The 22,701-nt window shown below is 71.9% G+C and carries 20 protein-coding genes, 1 tRNA gene and 2 pseudogenes; 12 read left to right on the forward strand and 11 right to left on the reverse strand.

The genetic code is table 11. The features are described from left to right. Positions 1–149 precede the first annotated feature (149 nt). Positions 150–1,361 (forward strand): PucR family transcriptional regulator, encoded by a 1,212-nt coding sequence (locus tag EES42_RS12985; RefSeq protein ID WP_124718534.1) that lies wholly within the window; start codon positions 150–152, stop codon positions 1,359–1,361. Between the two features lie 67 nt (positions 1,362–1,428). Beyond that, positions 1,429–2,138 (forward strand): annotated as a pseudogene (locus EES42_RS12990) (class I SAM-dependent methyltransferase). Between the two features lie 66 nt (positions 2,139–2,204). On the opposite strand, the gene EES42_RS12995 reads toward EES42_RS12990, so the two are convergent. Further along, positions 2,205–2,552, reverse strand: coding sequence for a hypothetical protein (locus EES42_RS12995; protein ID WP_124718280.1), 348 nt, complete (start codon positions 2,550–2,552; stop codon positions 2,205–2,207). A gap of 313 nt (positions 2,553–2,865) precedes the next feature. Between EES42_RS12995 and EES42_RS13000 the strand changes: the two genes are divergently transcribed. The 3 genes from EES42_RS13000 (at position 2,866) to EES42_RS13010 (ending at position 8,411) form a co-directional block, all read left to right on the forward strand. Further along, entirely contained in the window at positions 2,866–3,873 is a 1,008-nt protein-coding gene (locus EES42_RS13000) for a slipin family protein (RefSeq protein WP_124718281.1), read from the forward strand. Between the two features lie 216 nt (positions 3,874–4,089). Next, positions 4,090–7,110: a DEAD/DEAH box helicase gene (locus tag EES42_RS13005; RefSeq protein WP_124718282.1), complete on the forward strand. Its 3,021-nt coding sequence runs from the start codon at positions 4,090–4,092 to the stop codon at positions 7,108–7,110. Then, on the forward strand, positions 7,107–8,411 hold the full coding sequence (locus tag EES42_RS13010; protein ID WP_124718283.1) for an SWIM zinc finger family protein: 1,305 nt from the start codon (positions 7,107–7,109) through the stop codon (positions 8,409–8,411). The genes EES42_RS13005 and EES42_RS13010 overlap by 4 nt, the downstream gene beginning before the upstream one ends. A gap of 16 nt (positions 8,412–8,427) precedes the next feature. Here the strand turns inward: EES42_RS13010 and EES42_RS13015 are convergent, their stop codons facing one another. Further along, a complete protein-coding gene (locus EES42_RS13015) occupies positions 8,428–8,739 on the reverse strand; it encodes a hypothetical protein (RefSeq protein WP_124718284.1) in 312 nt (103 codons plus the stop codon). Positions 8,740–8,822: 83 nt separating this feature from the next. Beyond that, positions 8,823–9,241: pseudogene (locus EES42_RS13020) on the reverse strand (DUF3574 domain-containing protein). A gap of 482 nt (positions 9,242–9,723) precedes the next feature. Here EES42_RS13020 and EES42_RS13025 point away from each other — a divergent pair. Beyond that, complete coding sequence (locus EES42_RS13025; RefSeq protein WP_124718285.1) at positions 9,724–10,455, forward strand: DUF7873 family protein; 732 nt, start codon at positions 9,724–9,726, stop codon at positions 10,453–10,455. Positions 10,456–10,487: 32 nt separating this feature from the next. Further along, a tRNA-OTHER gene (locus tag EES42_RS44690) sits at positions 10,488–10,573 on the forward strand. Positions 10,574–10,890: 317 nt separating this feature from the next. On the opposite strand, the gene EES42_RS13030 is transcribed toward EES42_RS44690, so the two are convergent. Beyond that, positions 10,891–11,508, reverse strand: a complete 618-nt coding sequence (locus EES42_RS13030; protein WP_124718286.1) for a cysteine peptidase family C39 domain-containing protein — start codon at positions 11,506–11,508, stop codon at positions 10,891–10,893. Positions 11,509–11,521: 13 nt separating this feature from the next. After that, positions 11,522–12,733 carry a pyridoxal phosphate-dependent aminotransferase gene (locus EES42_RS13035; RefSeq protein WP_124718287.1) on the reverse strand — a complete coding sequence of 404 codons (1,212 nt, stop codon included), beginning with the start codon at positions 12,731–12,733 and terminating at the stop codon, positions 11,522–11,524. Between the two features lie 86 nt (positions 12,734–12,819). Between EES42_RS13035 and EES42_RS13040 the strand changes: the two genes are divergently transcribed. Continuing rightward, positions 12,820–13,488, forward strand: a complete 669-nt coding sequence (locus tag EES42_RS13040) for a winged helix-turn-helix transcriptional regulator (RefSeq protein WP_124718288.1) — start codon at positions 12,820–12,822, stop codon at positions 13,486–13,488. A 72-nt stretch (positions 13,489–13,560) separates the two neighbouring features. Here the strand turns inward: EES42_RS13040 and EES42_RS13045 are convergent, their stop codons facing one another. After that, positions 13,561–13,926, reverse strand: a complete 366-nt coding sequence (locus EES42_RS13045; protein ID WP_124718289.1) for a nuclear transport factor 2 family protein — start codon at positions 13,924–13,926, stop codon at positions 13,561–13,563. A gap of 86 nt (positions 13,927–14,012) precedes the next feature. Here EES42_RS13045 and EES42_RS46095 point away from each other — a divergent pair, with 86 nt between their 5' ends. Together EES42_RS46095 and EES42_RS13055 are read left to right on the forward strand one after the other, a co-directional pair. Then, a complete protein-coding gene (locus EES42_RS46095; protein WP_241196365.1) occupies positions 14,013–15,215 on the forward strand; it encodes a serine/threonine-protein kinase in 1,203 nt (400 codons plus the stop codon). Between the two features lie 91 nt (positions 15,216–15,306). Next, a complete protein-coding gene (locus EES42_RS13055; protein ID WP_124718290.1) occupies positions 15,307–15,957 on the forward strand; it encodes a nucleoside/nucleotide kinase family protein in 651 nt (216 codons plus the stop codon). A gap of 33 nt (positions 15,958–15,990) precedes the next feature. Here EES42_RS13055 and EES42_RS13060 read toward each other — a convergent pair whose 3' ends face one another. Both EES42_RS13060 and EES42_RS13065 read right to left on the reverse strand, forming a co-directional pair. Next, positions 15,991–16,914: a carbohydrate kinase family protein gene (locus EES42_RS13060; RefSeq protein ID WP_241196366.1), complete on the reverse strand. Its 924-nt coding sequence runs from the start codon at positions 16,912–16,914 to the stop codon at positions 15,991–15,993. 101 nt (positions 16,915–17,015) lie between these two features. Further along, positions 17,016–18,002 carry a pseudouridine-5'-phosphate glycosidase gene (locus EES42_RS13065; RefSeq protein ID WP_124718292.1) on the reverse strand — a complete coding sequence of 329 codons (987 nt, stop codon included), beginning with the start codon at positions 18,000–18,002 and terminating at the stop codon, positions 17,016–17,018. Positions 18,003–18,154: 152 nt separating this feature from the next. On the opposite strand from EES42_RS13065, the gene EES42_RS13070 reads away from it, so the two are divergent. Then, complete coding sequence (locus EES42_RS13070; RefSeq protein ID WP_124718293.1) at positions 18,155–18,517, forward strand: cupin domain-containing protein; 363 nt, start codon at positions 18,155–18,157, stop codon at positions 18,515–18,517. A gap of 45 nt (positions 18,518–18,562) precedes the next feature. Here EES42_RS13070 and EES42_RS13075 read toward each other — a convergent pair whose 3' ends face one another. The 3 genes from EES42_RS13075 to EES42_RS13085 form a co-directional block, all read right to left on the reverse strand. Continuing rightward, a complete protein-coding gene (locus EES42_RS13075; RefSeq protein ID WP_241196383.1) occupies positions 18,563–19,786 on the reverse strand; it encodes an MFS transporter in 1,224 nt (407 codons plus the stop codon). Positions 19,787–20,044: 258 nt separating this feature from the next. Beyond that, positions 20,045–20,587: a methylated-DNA--[protein]-cysteine S-methyltransferase gene (locus EES42_RS13080; protein ID WP_124718295.1), complete on the reverse strand. Its 543-nt coding sequence runs from the start codon at positions 20,585–20,587 to the stop codon at positions 20,045–20,047. A gap of 75 nt (positions 20,588–20,662) precedes the next feature. After that, positions 20,663–21,610: a glycerophosphodiester phosphodiesterase gene (locus EES42_RS13085; RefSeq protein WP_206433452.1), complete on the reverse strand. Its 948-nt coding sequence runs from the start codon at positions 21,608–21,610 to the stop codon at positions 20,663–20,665. A 214-nt stretch (positions 21,611–21,824) separates the two neighbouring features. Between EES42_RS13085 and EES42_RS13090 the strand changes: the two genes are divergently transcribed. Further along, on the forward strand, positions 21,825–22,700 hold the full coding sequence (locus tag EES42_RS13090) for an MHYT domain-containing protein (protein ID WP_124718296.1): 876 nt from the start codon (positions 21,825–21,827) through the stop codon (positions 22,698–22,700). Position 22,701: the final 1 nt, after the last annotated feature.

Below are 22,701 nucleotides of genomic sequence, written 5' to 3' on the forward strand. Positions count from 1 at the left end.
GTGTGACGCCGGTCATCATGCAGACTCAAGTGCCGTCGTTTAACTGGTGGGTAACGCAGACTTCTGCGGGGGAACTTGTGACGCGTGACAATCGGCCGCTCGTCATCACGGGCGAGCACGGTGTCCCGGGCGGTCCGGGGAGCCGACCGCTGTCCATCGCCGGACGTCCGGTCGCCGCGCAGCTGCGCGCCCGGGTCCCGGCCCTGACCGGCCGTGTCGTGGCCCGGCTGCTGGCCGATCTGCCGGTCTACGCGGATCTGCCGCACGAGGAGATCTCCGGCGACATCGCCGACATCGTCCAGCACAATCTGCGGCTCTTCGCCGACGTCGTCGAGCACCGCCGCCCCGCCACGGACGCCGAACTCGCCCAGCAGCGCGACTCGGCGGCCCAGCGCGCCGAGGAGGGCGTGCCGCTGGACGCGATCCTCACCGCCTACCAGGTCGGCACCGCGATGTGCTGGCAGGAGACCGCGAAGGGGGCGCTGCCCGGCGATCTCGCCACCGTCCTGGAGATCATGGACCGCATCATGGTCCTTCAGCAGCAGCTGACCTCCGCCGTCAGCAGCGCGTACCTGGAGGCCCGGCAGATCCTCGACAGCCAGGACCACGGCGGCCGGCACGCCCTGATGGCCGCCCTGCTGACCGGTGAACCCCTGGACCGCTTCACCCACCGCACCGGACTGCGTCCGGCCGCCCGCTACCTCACGATGACGCTCGCACTCGCCCCGCACCCCGACGAGTTGAACCAGCCACCGGGGCCCGGCGCGGGTGTCGCCGCCCGGCGCAAGATCCGCCGGGTCCGCACGGCCCTCGACCACTTCGCCGGTACGCCGGTGCTCACCGCCCTCGACGCCTCCGGCGGCACGGTGCTGCTGCCCGCCGCCGAGCCGCCGCCGTGGCACGGACCGGGCGGTCTGCGCGCGCTGATCGAGGAGGCGACCCGTGCCGCCGGCGTCCCCATCACGGCCGCCGCGGAGACCGCCGAACCGGAGGCGGTGCCGGCCGCGGTGGCCCGTAACGCCGAGATCGTCGATCTGATCGCCCGTACGGGCCGGCCGCCGGGCCTGTACCGGCTGGCCGATGTACTGCTCGAATACCAGCTCAGCCGGCCCAGCGAGGCCCTGCACGGGCTCGCACAGCTGCTGCGCCCGCTGGAGGCGAAGCCGGAGCTGCTGCGCACCCTGGAGACGTACCTCGAACTGGGCCTGGACCGGCGGGCCACCGCGGCCGCCCTGCACATCCACCCCAACACCGTCGACTACCGCATCCGCCGCATCGACCGGCTGACCGGTCTCTCCCCGGCCCGCCCGGCCGACCTCCAGCACATCAGCGCGGCACTGGTCGCCCGCCGCTCGGTGTGAGCCGGCGCGGGGCGATGTGGAGCGGCGTGACCGGAACTGCGGTCAACGGCCGTTCGTTCCGACGAACATGAGCGGACAACTGGTGCGTGAAGGGTATTCAGGGACGGGCCCCGGCGCGATCACACCGGACGGCTGCGCGGTCGAGCTGTACAGACGGCTCTCCGTCGGCGACGAACCGGACGTGATCGCGGCGGCGGTGCCCGCCGGGGCGACCATTCTGGAACTGGGCTGCGGCACGGGCCGGGTGACGCATCCGCTGATCGGGCGCGGCTTCGAGGTCACAGCCGTGGACGAGTCGGCGCAGATGCTGGAGCACATCCGGGGCGCCCGCACCGTGCGGAGCCCATCGAGTCGCTGGACCTCGGCGAGGAGAGGTTCGACGTGGTGATGCTGGCGTCGTTCCTGGTGCACACGAGCGAGCACCGGGTGCGTGACGGGATGCTGCGGACGTGCCGCAAGCACGTCAAGGACGGCGGCGTCGTGCTCATCCAGCGCGAGGGCGCCGACTACCACACCGACCTGCCGCGGGAGAGGATTCATCCGGCCGGATACACCGTACGGATCGTCTCGGCGGAGCCCGTGGGGGACGGGGTGGACTCGGTGCATGCCGAGTACGTCTTCGACGACGCGCGCTGGACCCAGACGTTCCGGTCGCGTGAGCTGTCGAAGGAGCAGTTCGAGAGCCACCTGGCGGCGGCGGGCCTGACCGTCGACCGGTATCTCACGGACGACGGGATATGGGTGCGCGCCGTGCCGGAGCGGCCTCGGAGCGAGTGAGATCCGCGGCCCGGGAGCGTCGGCTTCCGGACCGCGGACCGGGGCGTGGCGAACGGGGCCGGTCGGTCAGTGGACCGTGCTGTAGCTGCGCCAGGGCAGGGCGGAGGCCGCGTTGACATCGGTGAACGACTTCGCGAGGTACGTCGTGCCCGGACCGGTGCAGTTGCGGGTGCGGTACAGAATGATGTCGACCAGGGTGCCGTTGCTCACTACCTTGGCGCCCGAGGGGGCGAGCCGGTGGCAGCCCTTCACGGGCGGGCTGTTCACCGTGATCTCGACGTCGCGCTCCGTCGTGTATGCGATCGGTCCGACCGCGGTCCGGCCGAGGCCGGAACAGCCTGCGACGGTGAGGGTCAGGAGCGCGGTCCCGGCTGCGATGCCGAGACGGCGGCGTCGGTGAGCGATCACGGGCATGGGCGGGGTCCTCGTCTGTCTCGTCCGGCGCGTTGCACCGGCACTGGCGCTGCGTATGCCACGGGTACGCACGGATGGCCACGGAGTACGTACTCGGTACGTGCTGACGCTGGTCACCCTGCCTCCTCTCCGGTGCCCCGGCATCCGGTACGCGGCCGGGCGGGGGAAGGACGGGACGGCGGGGGCCCGATCCATGTTCATATCGATTGATATTGGGCATACCGTGGTAATAGCGACTGATTATGTGATCTGGATGATTCTGGATCACCTGGATCAGGAGCTTTCGGCAGTTTCCGGCTTTCAGGGGGCCGTCATGGTCCAGGAGCTCGTGATCGCGATAGTGGCGGCGGTCTCGGCGGGTGCGCTGTACACGGCAGCTGCGGCCAAGGTCGTCAAGCAGTACGAGCGCGGCGTCGTGCTGCGGCTCGGCAGGCTCCGCAACGACGTACGAGGGCCCGGGTTCACCATGGTGCTCCCCGGCATCGAGCGGCTGCGCAAGGTCAATATGCAGATCGTGACGATGCCGGTGCCGGCACAGGACGGGATCACCCGGGACAACGTCACGGTTCGGGTGGACGCGGTCATCTACTTCAAGGTCGTCGATGCGGCGAGCGCCGTGATCCAGGTAGAGGACTACCGGTTCGCGGTGTCGCAGATGGCCCAGACCTCGCTGCGTTCGATCATCGGAAAGAGCGATCTGGACGATCTGCTGTCCAACCGCGAGAAGCTGAATCAGGGGCTTGAGCTGATGATCGACAGCCCCGCGGTCGGCTGGGGCGTGCAGATCGACCGGGTGGAGATCAAGGACGTATCGCTGCCGGAGACGATGAAGCGCTCCATGGCCCGCCAGGCCGAGGCCGACCGTGAGCGGCGGGCCCGGGTCATCAACGCGGACGCCGAGCTCCAGGCGTCGAAGAAGCTCGCCGAGGCGGCGAAGGAGATGTCCTCCCAGCCGGCCGCGCTCCAGCTGCGTCTGTTGCAGACGGTGGTGGCGGTGGCGGCGGAGAAGAACTCCACGCTGGTGCTGCCGTTCCCGGTGGAGCTGCTCCGCTTCCTGGAACGGGCGCAGCAGCCCGTCCAGCAGCAGCCCGTGCAACAGCAGGTGGCGCCGCCGCAGACAGGTCAGCCGCAGCGCCCCGCACAGGGCCAGCGCGCCGCACAGGCTCAGCGCCCCGCACAGGCTCAGCCGAGGCCAGGGCCGCGACCGCCGCAGACGTCGTCCGGGGCGTCCGCACCCGCACCCTCGCCGCCGCCCGTGCCCGCACCGCCGAACGCGGTTCCGGCCCGGCCCTCGCGTCCGAAGCCGTTGGCCAGGCACTGAGCCGGCCCGCCCGCACCAGCCCTTTGCCCACCGTTCCCCGCCCCGGTCCGACAGACATGGACCGGGGCGTTTCATGTCGTGCCTGACCTGCTGAAATGTGGGTGAGAGTCCGGTTGTCAGAGCCCCCGCCTAGACTCGCAGGAGTCGATGAAGAACAAGGCGATCAAGAGGCTCCAAGAGGGGTCGAGCGGATCAGGGCGGGAGGGGAGGGGACCGATGAGCACGGCACAACACCAGCAGGACGCCGCCGCCGTCCGCCTTCTGCGCTGTGCCGCGGTGTTCCTGCCCGCGCCGCTGCCGAGGGACGGGCGGGTCGCCTTCTGGGACCCCGAGGGCGGCCCTCTCCCGGAGCCGGGCGACGTCTGCGCGCACCCCGCGGACCCGGAGAGCCCGGCACCCGGTGCGAGCACGGCCGAGATCACCGTCGTCCGGAGGCAAGGGCAGGGCGACGACGACGTCCGACGGCGGACGGTGCCCGCGCTGCTGCTGCCTGTCGCCGACGCGCTGCCGCTGCTGGTGCGGGCCCGGCACCAGGAGTCCGCCCACCCCGCCACGCGCTGCTGGGGCGCCGCCGCGCTCCAGGCGCTCAACCTGGCGGCGCGCGGCAGGCTGCTCCCCGGTCTGACGGGCGACGACCACGACGCCTGGCGGGCCGGGCCGCGCGACGCCGAGGACATCGCCCATCTACGGGCGATCGCCGCCGCCATGCCGGCCGAGGGCCACACGGTCCCGCTGCCGGATCTCACCCCGCTCCGGCTCCCCGACCCCCAGTGGCTGCTGGGCTCCTTCCTCGACGCGGTCGCCGACACCCTGCCCCGTACGCCCGCCGCGGCGTACGCGATGGGGGCACCCTTCGCGTCCCGCGAGGCCCAGCACCTGCCGGGGGCGCGTGACTGGGCGGTCGAGGTCGCGTCCGGGCTCGACGCGGGTGTACGGGTGTCGCTGCGCCTGGACCTGTCGGCGTACGAACTCTTCGACACGGCCGACACGTACGGCACCGCAGGCGCGCACGACGCCCCCGGCACGTACGACGCCACCGGTACGTACGGCTCCTCCGGCACGTACGACTCCTCCGACGCCACCGGTCCCGGCGAGGCCGGGGTCACCGCTCACCGCGCCGGCGCCGCGCGGCACGCCGCCGCGGCCATCACCCAGGTGCACAGCCTCGCCGACCCGACCTATGTCACCGACGCCGCCGCGCTCTGGAACGGCGGGGCGGGTGAGCCGTTCGGCCCGCGCGCCAGGATCGACGCCGTGCTCGCCCTGCGCCGCGCCGCCCGCGTCTGGGCACCGCTGGAGCGGTTGCTGGACCAGCCGGTGCCCGATGTGCTCGCCCTTGAGGAGGACGAGCTGTACGAGCTGCTCAGCGACGCCGGAGCCCGGCTGGCGGCGGCTGGGGTGAGCGTGCACTGGCCCAGGGAGCTCGCCCGTTCGCTCACCGCCTCCGCCGTCGTGCGGCCCGCACCCGGCTCGGCCACCGACGGCACCTCGTTCTTCGACGCCGAGCAGCTCTTCGCCTTCAACTGGCAGCTGTCGCTGGGCGACGAGCAGCTCACCGAGGCGGAGATGGACATCCTCGCGGAGGCCCACCGGCCGGTGGTGCGGCTGCGGGACCAGTGGGTGGTCGTCGACCCCGCGCTCGTACGCAAGGCACGCAAGCGGGAGCTCGGCCTGCTCGATCCGGTCGACGCCCTCGCCGCCGCCCTGACCGGCACCGCCGAGGTCGACGGCGAACAGGTCGCAGCGGTGCCCGTCGGCGCGCTGGCCGCGCTCCGCGAGCGCATCACCGCCGACCACACCACCATCGCCCCACCGCCCGGCCTCGACGCCACCCTCCGTGACTACCAGCTGCGCGGCCTGGCCTGGCTGGACCGGATGACCTCGCTCGGCCTCGGCGGCTGCCTGGCCGACGACATGGGCCTGGGCAAGACGATCACCCTCATCGCGCTCCATCTGCACCGCGCCCACCCCGAGCCCACCCTGGTGATCTGCCCCGCCTCCCTCCTGGGCAACTGGCACCGGGAGATCAACCGCTTCGCTCCCGGTGTCCCCGTGCGCCGCTTCCACGGCACCGACCGCACACTCACCGGGTCCGGCGGCGGCTTCGTCCTCACCACGTACGGCACGATGCGCTCCAGCGCCGCGCAACTGGCCGGTCACGGCTGGGGCCTGATCGTCGCGGACGAGGCCCAGCACGTGAAGAACCCGCAGTCCTCCACGGCGAAGGCGCTGCGCACCATCCCGGCCCCGGCCCGGGTCGCCCTGACCGGAACCCCGGTGGAGAACAATCTCTCCGAGCTGTGGGCCCTGCTCGACTGGACCACCCCCGGACTGCTCGGCCCCCTCAAGGCGTTCCGGGCCCGGCACGCCCGCATCGTCGAGAACACCGGCACGGCTGCCGGACTCGCCAACGACGAAGCGGTCGAACGGCTCTCCCGGCTGGTCCGGCCCTTCCTCCTGCGCCGCAAGAAGTCCGACCCGGGCATCGCCCCCGAGCTGCCGCCCAAGACGGAGACCGACCACCCCGTCTTCCTCACCCGCGAACAGGTCACGCTCTACGAGGCGGCGGTCCGCGAGACGATGGCGTTCATCGAGGCGTCGGAGGGCATCGCCCGGCGCGGCCTGATCATGAAGCTGCTGGCCTCGCTCAAGCAGATCTGCAACCACCCCGCGCAGTATCTGAAGGAGGAGCCGACCAGGCTCGTCGGCCGCTCCGGAAAGCTGGCCCTGCTCGACGAACTCCTCGACACGATCCTCGCCGAGGACGGCGCCGTCCTCATCTTCACCCAGTACGTGACCATGGCCAGGCTCCTGTCCGCCCACCTCACCTCGCGCGGCGTCCCCTCCCAGCTCCTGCACGGCGGCACACCCGTCGCCGAGCGGGAACGGATGGTGGACCGCTTCCAGTCCGGTGAGGTCCCGGTCTTCCTGCTCTCCCTCAAGGCGGCGGGCACCGGCCTCAATCTCACCCGGGCCGCCCACGTCATCCACTACGACCGCTGGTGGAACCCGGCCGTCGAGGAACAGGCCACGGACCGGGCATACCGCATCGGCCAGACCCAGCCCGTGCAGGTGCACCGACTGATCGCGGAAGGCACCGTCGAGGACCGGATCGGCGAGCTCCTGGAGGCCAAGCGGGCCCTGGCGGACACGGTCCTCGGGACCGGCGAGGCCGCGCTGACCGAGCTGAGCGACCGCGATCTGGCCGACCTCGTCTCGCTCCGGAGGCCGGCATGAGTCCCCGCCCGCACACCGGCCACGAACCCCGCCCCGTCGCCCGCCCGCGCCCCGGCCCCGACGACCTGCGGCGCACCTTCGAGGCCGTACCGCCCCGCACCGGCGACGGCGACGAACCCTTCGCGGACAGCTGGTGGGGCCGTGCCTGGGTGACCGCCCTGGAATCCGTCTCGATGGACGAGGCGCGGCTCGCCCGCGGCCGTACGTACGCCGACAGCGGCAAGGTCGCCGCGATCACCGTCACCCCCGGCCGGGTCGTCGCCTACGTCCACGGCAGCCGCCCCCGCCCCTACCGCTGCGAACTGCGGCTGCGGATTCTCGCCGACCCCGACTGGGACACCTTCCTGGACGCGGTCGCGGCCCGGCCCGGACACCTCGCCGCGCTGCTCACCAAGGAGATGCCGCACTCGCTGGCCGACACGGCGGCCGAGGCCGGCATCGCACTGCTGCCCGGTGCGGGAGACCTCGACCCCGGCTGCTCCTGCCCGGACCACGGCCGGCCCTGCAAGCACGTGGCCGCGCTCTGCTACCAGATGGCGAGACTCCTGGACACCGACCCGTTCGTCCTGCTGCTGCTGCGCGGCCGGGGCGAACGGGAACTCCTCGAAGAGCTGGGCCGCCGCAACGCCGCCCACTCCGCGCGGGAACGCCCCGCGGCCCCCGCCACCCCCTCCGTGCCGGCCCGCGAGGCACTCGCCGACCGCTATCTCCCGCCGCTCCCCGCCCCGCTTCCGGTGTTGCCGCACCCCGCGCAGCCGCCCTCGTACCCGAGCCTGCCCGGCGCACGCGACCCGCTCGCCCTCGACCACCTCGCCACGGACGCGGCGGCCCGCGCGCACACGCTGCTCACCACCGGCCTCGATCCGCTCGCCGGACTCACCTCCTGGCAGGACGCGGTACGGCTGGCCGCGTCCCGGCCCACCGCCGGGCTCACCGCCACCACCCGCGCCCTCTACCGCGAGCTGGCGTACGCCACCGGCCGCACCACCACCGACCTGGCCCGCGCGGTCGCGGCCTGGCGCCAGGGCGGCGCCGGAGGGCTGGCCGTCCTCGAAACCCCCTGGGACCCCCCGGCCGGCCCCTTCGACCGGGCCCGCCCCGCACTCGCGGCCGCCGGCTTCCCCCGCTTCCAGCCCCGGCGCAACCACCTCACCCACCCCGGCGGCACGCTTCAGCTCCGCTTCGGCCACGACGGCCGCTGGTACGGCTACGAATCCGAACCGGGCGAGGACGACTGGTGGCCCCGGGCCACGCCGGACACCGATCCGGTGAGCGCGCTCATGGAGCTGAGCGGGAGCTGAACCGGCCCTGTGGGCCTCAGAGGTTCTGCAGACAGACGAAGAGAACGACCAGGAGCACGGCGACGATCGGCAGCATGATCAGCCCTGCTTTGCGGAACGCCTCGTTGTCCTGCTGGGACAGGCCCTGGTCGGCACCGTGCACCGATGCCAGATGCTCCCCGGCCATGTCGACGATCTTCTTCATCGTCAGCAGCGACGGCGACCAGTCGCAGTGGGCGCAGACAAGGAAGTCGCGGTACGGGTCGTACCGGAAGTCCCGCTCGATATTGACCGTGAACTCCTGACCGTCCGGCGTCGTCGCGGTGAAGTGGCGTACTGGCGTGCCCATGTGGATCGTTCCCCCGTTCGGCGTGTGGGTACGTTCCCGTACCCGGCCGGGGCACAGTATCCCGACCGGGTACGTGCCCGGGGTCAGAAGTCGGCCGTCGTGCGCTCTTCGAGCCGGGCCACCGAGTCCTGTGGGCGTAGGCCTTCTCGTAGGCGTCGCGGATCCGCTCGATTTGGACATCGCGCACACGGGCCTCGGACGCGGGGTAGAGCAGGGTCAGTTCGTAGCTGCGCTCCCGCTCGATGACCCCGTTGGAGTCCCGCCACTGTCCCCGGCCGTCCTGGATGGTCAGCCCGTTCGGGAAGCGCGGCGTGACCTCCTCGTCGATGAAAGCCAGGAACTGGCGATCGGTCACATCCGGTCCACCGTCCGGGCGTTCGGTTCCGAAGAGGAGCCGGGTCTCGATGTATGCCTTCCCGCGCGTGACGAGGGCCGACGCCGTGGACCGGGAGGCCGCGGGGGCTTCGTCGCCCAGCGTGGCGTACGCGACGGGCGTGCCCATGGCCGGCACGGCCAGGGCGACCGCGGCCGCGGTCAACGCGGTGCGCCTCTGCGGGCCGGTACGGCCCTGCGCAATGGTGAAGCGGTGGATGCGAGGCAAGGCGGTGACCTTCTTTCGGGCCTGGGGGAGAGGAGGTGACGACGGGTGAGGCTCAGCAGACGGGCGGTACGCGGGTGGTGTCCGTGCGCGGGTCGCTGCTGGAGTGTTCGCGGGACGGTGGTGCGGACGTGCGGGCCTCACTGTGACAAGCGGCCCCCGCCGGACAGCGGCAGGGACATGGGCGTCCGGTGGAAACCACCCGTACGGATCGGTCCGGAGCGCCGGCGAAATCCCGCTGCGCCCCGGGGCGGGGGCGGTGATCTACGTCGTCACCGACGACGTCACGGTGCTGGAAACCACCTGGCACAGACTCATCGGCTCGGCCATCGGGCCCTGTGATAACCGTTTGTTCGGACCGGTTCGGCGCTGTTAGGTTCCGGGACGTGGCGAAACTCAATCAGATCATCGCAGTGGAGAAGGGCGTCAAGTCCAAGGCTCACCAGGACCTGACGGCGGCCCATCACGGCCTCCAGAAGACCGGCCTGCTGGCCGGGATCTCCCGTACGTACCAGCCGAAGGACGAGGAGGGCGAGCAGCTGCCGCCCGAGTCGACGCTGGTGCAGATCAAGGCCGAGGACGTGCTGCGGGAAACCGCGGCGACCCTGACCCGGCTCTTCGATGTGACCGCCACGAAGGACTGGGCGAACTGTTCGGCCCGCGCCGATGTCAAGGTCGACGGCCGGGTGCTGGTGAGCGACGTGCCCGTCTCGTATCTGCTCTTCCTGGAGAAGCAGCTGACGGACCTCAACACCTTCATCCGCAAGCTGCCCGTGCTCGACGCCGCGGAGGCCTGGACCCAGGACCCGTCGACGGACTCCTGGAAGACCGAGCCGGTGCGGACGCTCCGTACCAAGAAGGTGCCCCGCAACCACGTGAAGGCGGAGGCCACCGACAAGCACCCGGCGCAGGTCGAGGTGTACTACGAGGACATCCCGATCGGGTACTGGACGACGGTGAAGTTCTCCGGCGCCCTTCCCGCACGGCGCGTCAACGAGCTGCTGGACCGGGTGGAGAAGCTCCAGCAGGCCGTGAAGTACGCCCGCGAGGAAGCCAACGGCGCGGACGTCACCGACCAGCGGGTGGGTGATGCGGTATTCGGTTACCTCTTCGGGTGACCGACCATTGATTCCCCGGCCGACCAATTTCGGCCGGGGTGCGCCAGGAGCGCAAGCTGAAACTGAAGCTTGTCGTGACGACGCGGTTCCAGTGGAGGTTCGAGTCCTCCCCCCGGCACTCCGTGCGCCCCGGCGCACGAACGGGCCGGGGTGGCCCAAATGGTAGAGGCAGACCGCGATCAATCTCAGACTCTTGCTCCAGACTCAGCATTCGTCACCCATCGCCGAATCGAGTGGGCCCGTGCCCACGGGCGTCGAGATGCCGGTTCGACTCCGGCCCGCAGAGCTTCGATCTGCGGTCGTCTAAAGGCAGGACGCGGCGACATCAACCTGACACGGGTCCTTAAAAGTGTCGGCGTGCCGTATGGGTGGCACACCAGGGCTCGGGGGCCGGCTACGCCCCCGGGCCCGCTCCTGTTCCGGACGGCGCGCCCTTCACTCGCCGGCGGGCAGCGACACCCCGCGCCCCGCGAAGAACCGCTCGAAGTCGGGCAGTGCCAGCTCCGCGGCCCGGGTCCGCGCCGTCGTCCCCGACGGGTTGTGGAAGTGGACGCCCGCGCCGTCGGCCGTACGGGACGTCAGCAGCACCAGATGCCCGCCCCGCCCGGGAGCCGGCCGCCCCGGGTACCGGATGCCGTAGTGCACCGAGGCCATGACCGTACGGCCGCCGTCCAGCAGACCGAGGATCTCCTCCGGCGAGAGATGGCGGTGCACCGTGGCGTGCACGCCGTGCACCTCGCGTGCGTACTCGGCGAAGGGGGCGTAGATCAGTCCCCGGATCTCCCCCCGTTCGTCCTCGGTGTACGCGCCGTACCGGAGCGCCCCGTCGCGCAGCGCGAACAGGGACGGAGCCTCGGCGCCGAGCGCCATGCGCAGACAGGTCATACCGCACAGATGGCCCGACCAGCGCGCGTACTCGGCCGGTGACTCCGCGCCCGACTCCGCCCAGGCCGGGTCGGTGGCCGGATCGACCCCGTCCTCCACGATCGGGCCGACGAGCCCGAACGAGGCGAACTGGGTGTGGACGGGAAAGCGGCAGGCGGAACAGGTCACCGGGGGCATCCGGTCACTGGCGGTATCCGGTCAGGAAGCGGCCGATGCGGCTGATCGCCGCGTCGAGATCGTCAGCGTACGGGAGCGTGAGGATCCGGAAATGGTCGGGCCGCGGCCAGTTGAAACCGGTGCCCTGCACGACCTGGATCTTCTCCCGCAGCAGCAGATCCAGCACGAACTTCTCGTCGTCGACGATCCGGTGCACCTTCGGGTCGATGCGCGGGAACGCGTACAGCGCTCCCTTCGGCTTCACGCACGACACCCCCGGGATCTCGTTCAGCTTCTCCCAGGCCCGGTTGCGCTGCTCGTACAGCCTGCCCCCGGGCGCGACCAGCTCCCGGATCGACTGCCGGCCGCCGAGCGCGGCCTGAATGGCGTACTGCGCGGGCGCGTTGGGGCACAGCCGCATGGAGGCGAGCGTGGTCAGCCCCTCCAGGTAGTTGCGGGCGTGCTGCTGCGGACCGGAGACCACCATCCAGCCGGAGCGGAAACCCGCCACGCGGTACGTCTTCGACAGGCCGCTGAAGGTGAGGCAGACCAGGTCGGGAGCGAGGGCCGCCACACTGTGGTGCTCGGCGTCGTCGTACAGGATCTGGTCGTAGATCTCGTCGGCGAACACCATCAGACCGTGCCTGCGCGCCAGATCGAGGATGCCTTCGAGGATCTCGCGCGGGTAGACGGCACCGGTCGGGTTGTTCGGGTTGATGATCACGACGGCCTTGGTGCGGTCGGTGATCTTCGAGGCCATGTCGGCGAGATCGGGGTTCCAGTCCGACGCCTCGTCACAGGTGTAGTGCACGGACTTGCCGCCCGCGAGGGTCACCACCGCGGTCCACAACGGGTAGTCGGGGGACGGGACGAGCACCTCGTCGCCGTCCTCCAGCAGTGCCTGGACGGCCATCGAGATCAGCTCGGAGACGCCGTTGCCGAGGAAGATGTCGTCGACCCCGACATCCGGCAGCCCCATCGCCTGATAGCGCTGCGCCACGGCCCGGCGGGCGGACAGGATGCCGCGCGAATCCGTGTAGCCATGGGCCTGCGGAAGCATCCGGATCATGTCCTGGACGACCTCCTCCGGCGCCTCGAAACCGAAGAGCGCGGGGTTGCCCGTGTTGAGCCGGAGCACGCTGTGGCCCGCCTCCTCCAGGGCGTTGGCGTGCTCGATGACCGGGCCCCGGATCTCGTAACAGACCTCGTTGAGCTTGCTGGACTGCCGGAATTCCATGCGGTGGCCTCCCCGACCTGATTGCGATACTTGGTTTTACCAAGCTCGGGCTTGGAAAGTCCAACAACATGTCTAGACTGCGTCGCATGCCACGTCAGCAACAGCCCGCAACACGCCCGGTCCGCCGCCGGAGCTACGACCAGTTCTGCGCCACCGCGCGCGCCCTCGATTCCGTGGGCGACCGATGGACGCTGCTGATCGTCCGTGAACTGCTGGCGGGCCCCCGCCGCTACACCGACCTGCACGCCGACCTTCCGGGCGTCAGCACGGACGTGCTCGCCTCCCGGCTCCGGGACATGGAGCAGAACGGCCTCGCCACCCGCCGCCGGCTCCCGCCGCCCGCCGCCGCCTCGGTCTACGAACTCACCGAGCGCGGCCACGGACTGATGCCGGTGCTCGCCGCGCTCGCCGAGTGGGGCGCGCCCGCGCTCGCCGAACGACGCCCGACCGACGCGGTGCGGGCCCACTGGTTCGCGCTTCCGCTGCTGCGCGCACTGGACGGGCCGGCCTACTCCGGGGTCGTCGAAGTACGCCTGGACGAGGGCGAGTTCCACGTGCGCGCCGGTGGTGCGGAGGAGGGGGAAGCGGTGTACGGGGACGGCCCCGCCGACCGTGCCGATGCCCGTATCGCGCTGGACGTCGAGGTCTGCCTGGAGCTCGCGCGCGGCGGGCTGACCCTCGTGGAGGCCGTCGAGGGCGGCCGTGTCGAGGTGTCGGGCGACGGGCCGCTCGCCGCTGCGCTGCGAGGTGAGTGACAGGGGCGGCAGGAGGGTGGGCTGTGGTGCGCCCGCCCACCGATGGCGCCGGAGCGGCCGGCCGGACGGCCGTCAGTCGGCGAGCGTCTCGCCGTACGCCCCGAAACCGGAGATCACCAGGCCGTCGCGGAAGATCAGCACCTCGCTGACCCGGCCGCCGATCTGGTTGCGGTAGTCGATCACCAGGGCATGGACGCTCACCCGGACGTCCACCAGTTCGAACCTCAGCTCGGGGATGCGCTCCAGTCCCGTCGCCCAGTAGGCGCGCAGCGCATCCTTTCCGTGCACCGTGCCGGAGACATCACCGGTCAGCTGCGCGATGACGGGCGAACGGAACGTCACGTCGTCGTGATAGTGCGTCAGAATGCGGTCCAGGTCATGGGAGTTCCAGCCGTCCAGCCACTCGGCGGCGAACGTGCGGGCGAATTCGAGGTCCATGGTGAAGATCGTAGGAGGCGGACCGGCCGCGGACGGAGCGTTTTCGGATGACGGGGGACAACAGCCGACGACAGGAGAGAGCGGCCATGAACGGAGAGATCCCGCAGGACCGGACGGGTACGGGAGAACTCGACCCGGCGCGGCGCGCCGCGTTCGCACAGGACCTGCTGCGGGCGCTCGCCGCGTACTGCCCCGGTTCGCGGGCGGAGCTGCGGGGCTCGCTCGCTCTTGGAACGGCGGACGCGTACAGCGACATCGACATCGCCTGGACGGTGCCCGACGGCCGGTTCGACGCCTGCCTCGACGCCGTCCCCGAGGTGCTCGGGGCGGTGGTGCCACTGGAATCCCTCCGTACGGACCCCGATTCGCGGAACTCCCGTGAGCGGCGGCTGCTCTTCGCCGCCTTCCGCGGGCTTCCGCTCTTCTGGCGTCTGGATCTGGAGGTCGCGTGGAGCGCGGATCCGGAGGCCGCGTGGCGTGTGGATCCGGAGGCCGCGTCAGCACCGGTCGCCGGCCGGCCCGGCCCTGACCGGGGCGATCCGGCGGCGCACGGCGACGGCTGGTCGAGGCCGGCGAGTGCGCTGGCCAACGCGGTCGCCGCGACGAAGGCCGTACTGCGCGGGCAGCCGCGGAACGCCCGGGGGCTGCTGGAGCGCGGCTTCCGGCGCATCGACGCGCCGGACGACGTGTCCGGGCGGTGGTGCGCCGACATCCGCAGGCTCGCCGAAACGGCGGCCCGGCGCGAACCGGACCTGCGCCCCCTCGCCGACCGGGTGCTGAGCCTCGCCGAGAGCCACCGGGCGCAGCTCATGTGGTGGACGTTCCCCGCCGGCGTACGCGAGCGGATCGACGAACTGGTCCTGGCGGGACGGAACATCCAGGCCGTCGGGGTGATGCGGGAGAGCGGCGTCGAACCCCGTCCGGAGCTGCACGAATGCGTGGAGGTGCTGGACGGGCGCCACCGGGCACTCGCCGACCGCATGCCGCCCCCGGCCCGCCCGGACGTGGACACCATGGCCGCCGCTGCCCGCGCTCTGCCCCGCGGTCCGGTGGCCGTCGAGGCGGTCTGGGACGGCGATACCTGGGGCTGGATCGTGGTGCTGACCGCCGTCCTGGCCGGGCCGTGGGAGAGCGTCGACCTGGACGGCTTCCGGATCGGTGCGGCGGGCACCGGCGAGGCGGCGCGGACCGGCCGGGAACTGGCGGAGCGGCTCGGCGTCCCTTTCCGCTTCGCAAGCCCGGACGAACCCGACGAGGACGCCCCTCGCTGGTGGGACGCCCGGCACTGAACGGGAGGCACTGAACGGGAGGCTCGGGGCGATGACGGACCCGGGCGATGACGGACCGGGGGCGATGACGGACCCGGGCGATGATGGGCGGGTGCGATTCGAAGCGATCACCTGGGAGCGGCTGGCCGAAGCCATCGCCGCACGGACCGACACCCTGGAACCCGCCGACGGCGGCCCCTGGCTGAAGGTCGCCGTCGACGGCGCTCCGGCGGCCCGCACCGGGGAGCCGGCCGAGCGCGTCGCACAGGCGCTGCGGGTCCGGGGCCGCGCGGTGCTGGTCGTGTCCACCGAGGGTTTCCTGCGGCCGGCGAGTCTCCGGTACGAGTACGGCAAGGAGGACCCGGACTCGTACTACGGCAGTTGGTTCGACACGGGCGCGCTGTGGCGCGAGGTCTTCGGACCGCTGGAGGCCGGCGGGAGCGGGCGGGTGCTGCCCGATCTCTGGGATCCGGTGACCGACCGGGCCACACGCAGCCCGTACCGGCCACTGCCCGAGGGCGGGGTGCTGGTGGTGCACGGGCCGCTGCTGCTGGGGCACTGGTTCCCGTTCGACCTGAGTGTTCATCTGCGGCTGTCGCCGGGCGCGCTGCGCCGCCGTACCGAGGAGGCGGAGCGCTGGACGCTGCCCGCCTTCGCGCGCTACGAGGACGAGGCTGCGCCCGGCGACCACGCGGACGCGGTCGTACGCTCCGACGATCCGCGCCACCCGGCCTGGACCGGGTGGCGCGGGGCGGCGGGCTGACGTCACGGTCGGGGACCGGGCCTTCGGCCGCGCTCAGGGGCCCGGACGGCCGCCCACGGTGGTGACCGCCTCCGCGCCCGCCCGGCATCCCGCCGCCGCGGCCGAAGCGGCGTCCGCACCCGCCAGACGCGCCGCGAGAAAACCGCCGGTGAACGCGTCGCCCGCACCCGTCGAGTCCACCGCCCCGCGCACCTGAACCGCCGGGATGCGCCCGGTCACCGTACCGGCGGCTGCGAGCAGGGCTCCGCGCTCGCCGAGCGTGACGACCACCCGGCCCACCTGGAGGCTCAACTTGGCCGCGGCATCGGCCGGTTCGGGAAGTCCGGTGAGCAGCCGGGCCTCGTCCGCGTTGGGCAGCAGCAGATCGGCGCTCTCCACGGCTGCCAGGAACCGGTCGGCGCCCAGCTCGGCGAGGAAGCCGGCCGAGGCCGGGTCGACGCTCACCGGGATCCGCCGCGACCGTGCCTCCCGCAGGGCGAGCAGGGCCGTCGCCCGGCTCGTCGCGGCGAAGAGAAGGTAGCCGGAGAGATGGAGATGGGCGACGCCGTCCAGCATCGACGGTGACCAGTCGTCGGGGGAGAGGCGGAGCACGGCCCCGCTGTCGGTGAGGAAGGTGCGCTCGGCGGCGGAATCGACGAGCGCGACGACGGTGGCGGTCGGAGCTTCCTCGTCCACGGCCAGCAGAGAGCGCACCCCTGCCCGCCGCAGCGCGTCCCGGTGCCAGTCCGCGCTGTCGGCACCGACCCTGGCCAGCAGCCGCACATCGGCGCATCCCGAACGGGCCGCCCAGCAGGCGACATTGGCCCCCGCGCCGCCGGGAAGGGTACGGATCCGGGCCGAGGTGTCCGTACCGTGGACCAGCGCCGTCCCGTGCCGCGCCACCACATCCGTGACCACGTCCCCGATGACGAGCAGGCCACCGCCGGTCGTCGCCCCGTCGTCAACCGGCACTTGCACCCGGCCGTCAGTCGCCACTCGGCCGTCAGTCGCCACTCGGCCGTCGGCCGGCACCTGGCCGTTGGCAGTCCCCTGGCCGTCAACCGGCACCCGGCCGCCGGTCATTGTCCGGCCGCCCGGCCGGTCTGCGAGGCCGGGTCCTCGGGGGGCCGGGCCGCCCAGGAGCCGGAGATCCGCGCGGCGAGCGACACATTGGCGCGTACGGCCGCCAGATTGGCCTCCAGCGAGGCGCCGCCGGTTCCCCGCATCAGCCGGTCCAGCAGGAACGGTGTGACGGCCTGGCCCACGATGCCGCGCTCCCGGCATTCCGCCAGGGCCTCGGCCAGCACACGGTCGTGGAGTGCGGGATCCAGCTGGCCCGCCACGGGGACGGGGTTGGCGACGACGAGCGCGCCCCCGGGCCCGCCGAGCGCGTCCTGGGCCCGCATCACGTCCGCGACCTCCTCGGGCGTCCGCACCGTCCAGTCGACCGGCTCGCCCGAACTGGTCAGATAGAAGCCGGGGAAGAGGCCGGTGCCGTAACCGAGCACGGTGACGCCCAGCGTCTCCAGGCGTTGCAGCGTCGCCGGGACGTCCAGGATCGACTTCACCCCGGCGCACACCACGGTGATGCCGGTCCGCGCCAGGAGCCGGAGATCGGCGGACTCGTCCTGGGTCCGCGTCCACTCCCGGTGTACGCCGCCGAGGCCGCCGGTCGCGAAGACACGCAGGCCGGCGCGGGCGGCCAGGAACGCCGTGGCGGACACGGTCGTCGCCCCGCTCGCGCCCGTCGCCATGGCCGGCGCGAGGTCCCGGTGCCCCAGCTTCCGCATCCCGGGGTCCGTGGCGACCCGCTCCAACTGGGCTTTGTCCAGGCCGATGTGGGCCCTTCCGTCGAGTACGGCGATCGTCGCGGGCACCGCGCCCGCCGACTGTACGAGCCCTTCGAGCTCCTCGGCGACCCGCAGATTGCGGGGACGCGGCAGACCGTGGGCGATGATCGTCGACTCCAGGGCCACGACGGGGTGGTGCGTGGCGAGGGCCGCTCGTACCTCGGGGGAGAGGGCAGGGGCGCAGGGGTGTGCGCGATGCGACGCGTTGGATGACATGTCCACATCCCTGTCGCGGGCGCGGCCGCCTCAAACGTGCGGCCGGGTCGGCGGACCCGTGCGGCGCGCGCCGGACTGGCCGGGATTCCGCTTGCCATTTCTGCGCATCCTGCTGCCGAGTCGTTTCCCGGCGGTCGCTAAGGTGACCGGCCATGACCACATTTGATCAAGCCCCTGCCTCGTTCGCCGTGCACATTCCGGACGCCGAACTCGAACCGGAGCCGCTGGACCCCGCGCAGATCGTCTCGGGCGAGCCCGTGGTGACCGGCAAGGTGCTCTGGGAGTCGCCCGACGGCAAGCAGGTGCGTGGCATCTGGCAGATCACGCCCGGCGTGGTCACCGACACCGAGGCCAACGAACTCTTCGTGGTCGTCGGCGGACGCGCGACCGTGGTGGTCGAGGGCGGTGCGACGCTGGAGATCGGGCCGGGGGACGCCTGTGTGCTGCGCGAGGGCGACCGCACGACGTGGACCGTGCACGAGACGCTGCGCAAGGCGTACCACATCAGCCTCTGAAGCCCCTCCGACAACTTCTGAAGCCCTCCGGGGCTTCCCCGCGGTTCAGTCGGAAGCCCCGGGCGCGACTGTGGGGGTGGGGGTGGGCCGGGTCAGCGCCCGGCGCAGTGCCAGCGCCGCCATCGGCAGCAGCAGACAGGCTCCGACCACGTTCAGCCAGCCGTAGCTCGCCCGGGCGACGATGACCCCGGCGACCGCTCCGCCGATGCCCGCCGCCGTGTTCATGGTCAGATCCGACAGACCCTGCACGGCGGCGCGGGCGGGCTGCGGCACGGAGTCGGTGAGCAGCGCCGAACCGGCGACCAGCCCCGCCGACCAGCCGAGACCGAGCGTGAAGAGACCGGCCGCCGTCTGCCCGTGGCTGGGTCCCGCGGTTCCGGCCAGCAGCGCGGCGCAGGAGAGCAGGCCGACCGCCAGACCGATCACGGCGAGCCGGCCGAAGCGGTCCGACAGCCAGCCCATCACCGGGGAGAACGCGTACATCCCCGCGATGTGGCCGCTGATGACCAGGCCGATCAGCTGGAGCCCGGCGCCGTGATGGCCCAGATCGACCGGGGTCATCACCATGATCGAGACCATCGCGGTGTGCGACACGGTCACCGTCACCAGCGCCAGCCGTGCCATGGGCGAGGCCCGCACCGCCGCGATTCCGGCGCGCAGCGACCGGCCGGCCGGCGAACCGTCGCCCTGCGGCGCCAGCGCCCGCGCCGTGAGCAGCGGGTCCGGTCGCAGCAGCACCCCGACCACCACGGCGGCCAGCAGGAAGATCCCGGCTGCGAAGACGAACGGGCCCGCCTTCTCGGATATGGGGCCGCCCCGGAAGAGATGGCCCACCGGGGCGGCGATGTTCGGCCCGAGGACGGAGCCGATCGTGGTGGCCCAGATGACGGTGGAGATCGCCCGGCCGCGCCGGTCGGGCTCGGCCAGATCCGCGGCGGCGAACCGGGCCTGCAGATTGGCCGAGGATCCGGCGCCGAACCCGGCCATGCCGAGCAGCAGCAACGGGAAGCTGTTCACGAGGGTGGACAGGACCACCAGCCCCGCGCCGAGCGCGCCGATCAGATACGCCAGTACGAGACCGGGGCGCCGGCCGCGCGCGGTCATCAGCGCGGCCAGCGGCAGCGAGAGCAGCGCCGTTCCGGTGACCGAAGCGGTCGGGGCCAGACCGGACAGCGCCTCGGAGCCGCTCACCTCGGTGGCCAGCACGGGGGCCAGGGCGATGCCGATGGGCACACCGAGGCCGCCGAGTATCTGGCTGCCTATGAGCACCGCGGACGTTCTGCGCCGCAGCCCGGGCAGCTCGGCCTCCGTGACCGGGGCGGCGGGGCGGCCGGGCCCGGTGGGGGTGTCAGGTGCATCGAGGGTGTTGGTCACTGGCGCAGTGTGCCAGTCCGTACGCGGGTACGAAACAGGGTTCGGACCGGGTACGGCCGGCACGGCTCCGCGCAGGGCCCGGGATCGCCGGACTTCCTGCTGCCCCGCCCCGGCGGCCCGAGCGCCCCGGACCGGAAGGCTCCGGCAGCCGGCTCAGAACAGCGGCCGGGGCAGCACACCCTCCAGAGCCAGCAGCTGCCGCTTGGTTTCGAGGCCGCCGCCGAACCCGCCGAGACCGCCGTCGCTCTCCACCACCCGATGGCACGGCACCACCACCGGCAGCGGATTGGACCCCATGGCCGCCCCGACCGCCTGCGCGGCGCCCGGCTGTCCCACCCGCCCGGCGAGATCCCCGTACCCGACGACCGTGCCGTACGGCACGCCCGTGGCCAGCTCGCGGAGCACCTGGCGGTTGAAACCGGAGGTCAGCGACCAGTCCAGATCGAGCGAGAACTCCCGCGACGAGCCCGCGAAATACTCCGCGAGCTGACGTATCGGCTCGGCGAGCCGGGCGGAGCCGGGAGACTCCACCGGCTCCGCGCCCAGTCGCGTCCGCAGCTGTTCGACCGCCTTCTCCCGCACCTCGGGACGGGCATGGAAGAACACACCCACCAGTCCCTTGCCGGTCGCGGCGAGCAGCAGCGGGCCGATGTCGCTCCCGACGACGGCCCACTCGACGACCCCGTTGCTGTTCATGTGGACCACCGTACGGCCGGCCACTGACAACGGGCCCGGGGCGGACGGGCGGGGGCGGACCGGCCGGCCACAGGGTCAGCGGGTGGCTTCGCGCACCACGTCGGGGTTGTTGGTGATGATTCCGTCCACGCCGAGGCCCGCCACCTTCGCGGCGGTCGCCGCGTCGTTGACCGTCCAGGTGTTGACCCGGAGCTTCTTGCCGTGCGCGCCCTTCAGCGCGTGCACCGCGTCCACGTAGTCGGCCGAAACCGATGTGTAGGACGGGTTGATCTGGTCGGTGAAGGCCGCGTACGAGGGCAGATCGGCCACCGCGGGAGTGCCGAGGAAGCCCGTCGTGACGTCCGGTCGCAGCTGGTGCACCTTCTTCACGCTGTCCGCGCCGAAGCTCTGGACGACGAGCCTGTTCTTCACGTGCGAACGGTCGAGCCACCCCTTCTGGCGCAGCACCCGCAGGGTCTCCTTCTCGATCCCCGGGTAGATCTCGGGGCTCTTGATCTCCAGGAGCAGCTTCTGCTGGTTGCGCTCGATCCGGTCCAGGTACTGCTTGAGCGTCGGCACCCGGGTCCCGGCGAACTCCGGACCGAACCAGCTGCCCGCGTCCAGCCGGGCGATCTCCGCGGCCGTGAAGTCCTTGACCGCCCACGGAGCCCGGTCCGGGAAGACCTGCTCCGCATCGGTGGTCCGCTTCAGATCGGTGTCGTGCACGACCACCAGCACACCGTCCTTGGTGAACTGGACGTCGTTCTCCACCCAGTCGAAGCCGAGGGCGTCGGCCTTGTCGACGGCGGCCAGGGTGTTCTCCGGCGCGTAGGCCGAGGCACCCCGGTGGGCGAAGACGACGGGAGCGCTCCGCTTCGTGCCCGAGGTCCGGGCGCTCACGGTGCTGACGCCGGTGACCGCCGTCGTGTGCCCGGCCGCGGTGGTCCGGCCCGTGGTCTGCGTATCGGCGGTCGACATCAGATACGCGCCGGCGCCCATCAGGGACGCGGCGGCGAGGGCGGCGGTCGCGGTGCGTGCGTACACGTGTACTCCTTGCGTCAGAGTTGCGGACGGGCCGAGAGTGACAGCCGCGCCCCAACGGGGGACAGGCGAAGGATGGCCACAACGTGAACGCGGCCGATGATGCCGGGTAACGGGCCGGATTCCCTCTCGATAAAATGCAGCTCTTCTGTTTGTTTGCCGGGACTCGCGCCTTAGGGTCACCCCGAACCCGGGCTTCCGCGAAGGGCGTACGAGCATGCAGGGCACGATCGACGGTTTCAGCTACGGAGCGGTGACGCCCGTCGCGGCCTTCCTCATGGCCTGCCTGGGTGCGGCCCTCGGACTGCGTTGCACCAACCGATCGCTGCGCACCGAGCGTTCCTTCAAGGCAGGCTGGCTGGCCCTCGGCGCGACCTCCATAGGCTCCGGCATATGGACGATGCACTTCATAGCGATGATGGGCTTCTCCGTGGACGGGGTGAGCATCGGCTACGACATGCCGATCACCTTCGCCAGTCTCGGGGTCGCCGTCGCCATGGTCGGCGTCGGCATCTTCATCGTCGGCTACCGGGGCGCCACCAGGATGGCGCTGGTGACGGGCGGCACGATCACCGGGCTCGGCGTGGCCACCATGCACTACCTGGGCATGGCCGGAATGCGTCTGGACGGACAGTTCGAGTACGACACGGTCACCGTGGCGCTCTCCGTCGTCATCGCCGTGGTGGCCGCGACGACCGCGCTCTGGGCGGCCGTCTCCGTGCACGGATTCCTGCCCAGCCTCGGGGCCAGTGTCGTCATGGGCGTCGCGGTGAGCGGCATGCACTACACGGGGATGGCCGCGCTCAGCGTCCATCTGCACCCCGACGCCGTCGCGGGCGACGGATCGAGCGCACCGCTGGTCCCGCTGCTGATCGGCCCCGCCTGCTTCCTGATCCTCGCCGCGGTGGTCGTGATGTTCGATCCGCTGATGGTGATGGGCACCCCGGACTGGAACGACCCCGGCGCCCCGGGCGGGGCAGGCCGGAAGCCCGGAATCCCGGCCCAGCGGCAGGTGCCCAGGTTCGGTACGCACGCCGACCCGGCGTCCTTCCACTCCCGGCCGCGCGACCCCGCGCCACCGGGAGAATGGTGAC

The sequence above is a fragment of the Streptomyces sp. ADI95-17 genome (assembly GCF_003846175.1).
In the GTDB taxonomy this organism is placed as follows: Bacteria; Actinomycetota; Actinomycetes; order Streptomycetales; family Streptomycetaceae; genus Streptomyces; species Streptomyces sanglieri.

Coding starts and splice junctions, on each gene's coding strand:
- EES42_RS12995 (WP_124718280.1), bottom strand. CDS start 2,552: ATGCCCGTGATCGCTCACCGACGCCGCCGTCTCGGCATCGCAGCCGGG.
- EES42_RS13000 (WP_124718281.1), top strand. CDS start 2,866: ATGGTCCAGGAGCTCGTGATCGCGATAGTGGCGGCGGTCTCGGCGGGT.
- EES42_RS13005 (WP_124718282.1), top strand. CDS start 4,090: ATGAGCACGGCACAACACCAGCAGGACGCCGCCGCCGTCCGCCTTCTG.
- EES42_RS13010 (WP_124718283.1), top strand. CDS start 7,107: ATGAGTCCCCGCCCGCACACCGGCCACGAACCCCGCCCCGTCGCCCGC.
- EES42_RS13015 (WP_124718284.1), bottom strand. CDS start 8,739: ATGGGCACGCCAGTACGCCACTTCACCGCGACGACGCCGGACGGTCAG.
- EES42_RS13035 (WP_124718287.1), bottom strand. CDS start 12,733: ATGGAATTCCGGCAGTCCAGCAAGCTCAACGAGGTCTGTTACGAGATC.
- EES42_RS13040 (WP_124718288.1), top strand. CDS start 12,820: ATGCCACGTCAGCAACAGCCCGCAACACGCCCGGTCCGCCGCCGGAGC.
- EES42_RS13045 (WP_124718289.1), bottom strand. CDS start 13,926: ATGGACCTCGAATTCGCCCGCACGTTCGCCGCCGAGTGGCTGGACGGC.
- EES42_RS46095 (WP_241196365.1), top strand. CDS start 14,013: ATGAACGGAGAGATCCCGCAGGACCGGACGGGTACGGGAGAACTCGAC.
- EES42_RS13065 (WP_124718292.1), bottom strand. CDS start 18,002: ATGTCATCCAACGCGTCGCATCGCGCACACCCCTGCGCCCCTGCCCTC.
- EES42_RS13070 (WP_124718293.1), top strand. CDS start 18,155: ATGACCACATTTGATCAAGCCCCTGCCTCGTTCGCCGTGCACATTCCG.
- EES42_RS13080 (WP_124718295.1), bottom strand. CDS start 20,587: ATGAACAGCAACGGGGTCGTCGAGTGGGCCGTCGTCGGGAGCGACATC.
- EES42_RS13090 (WP_124718296.1), top strand. CDS start 21,825: ATGCAGGGCACGATCGACGGTTTCAGCTACGGAGCGGTGACGCCCGTC.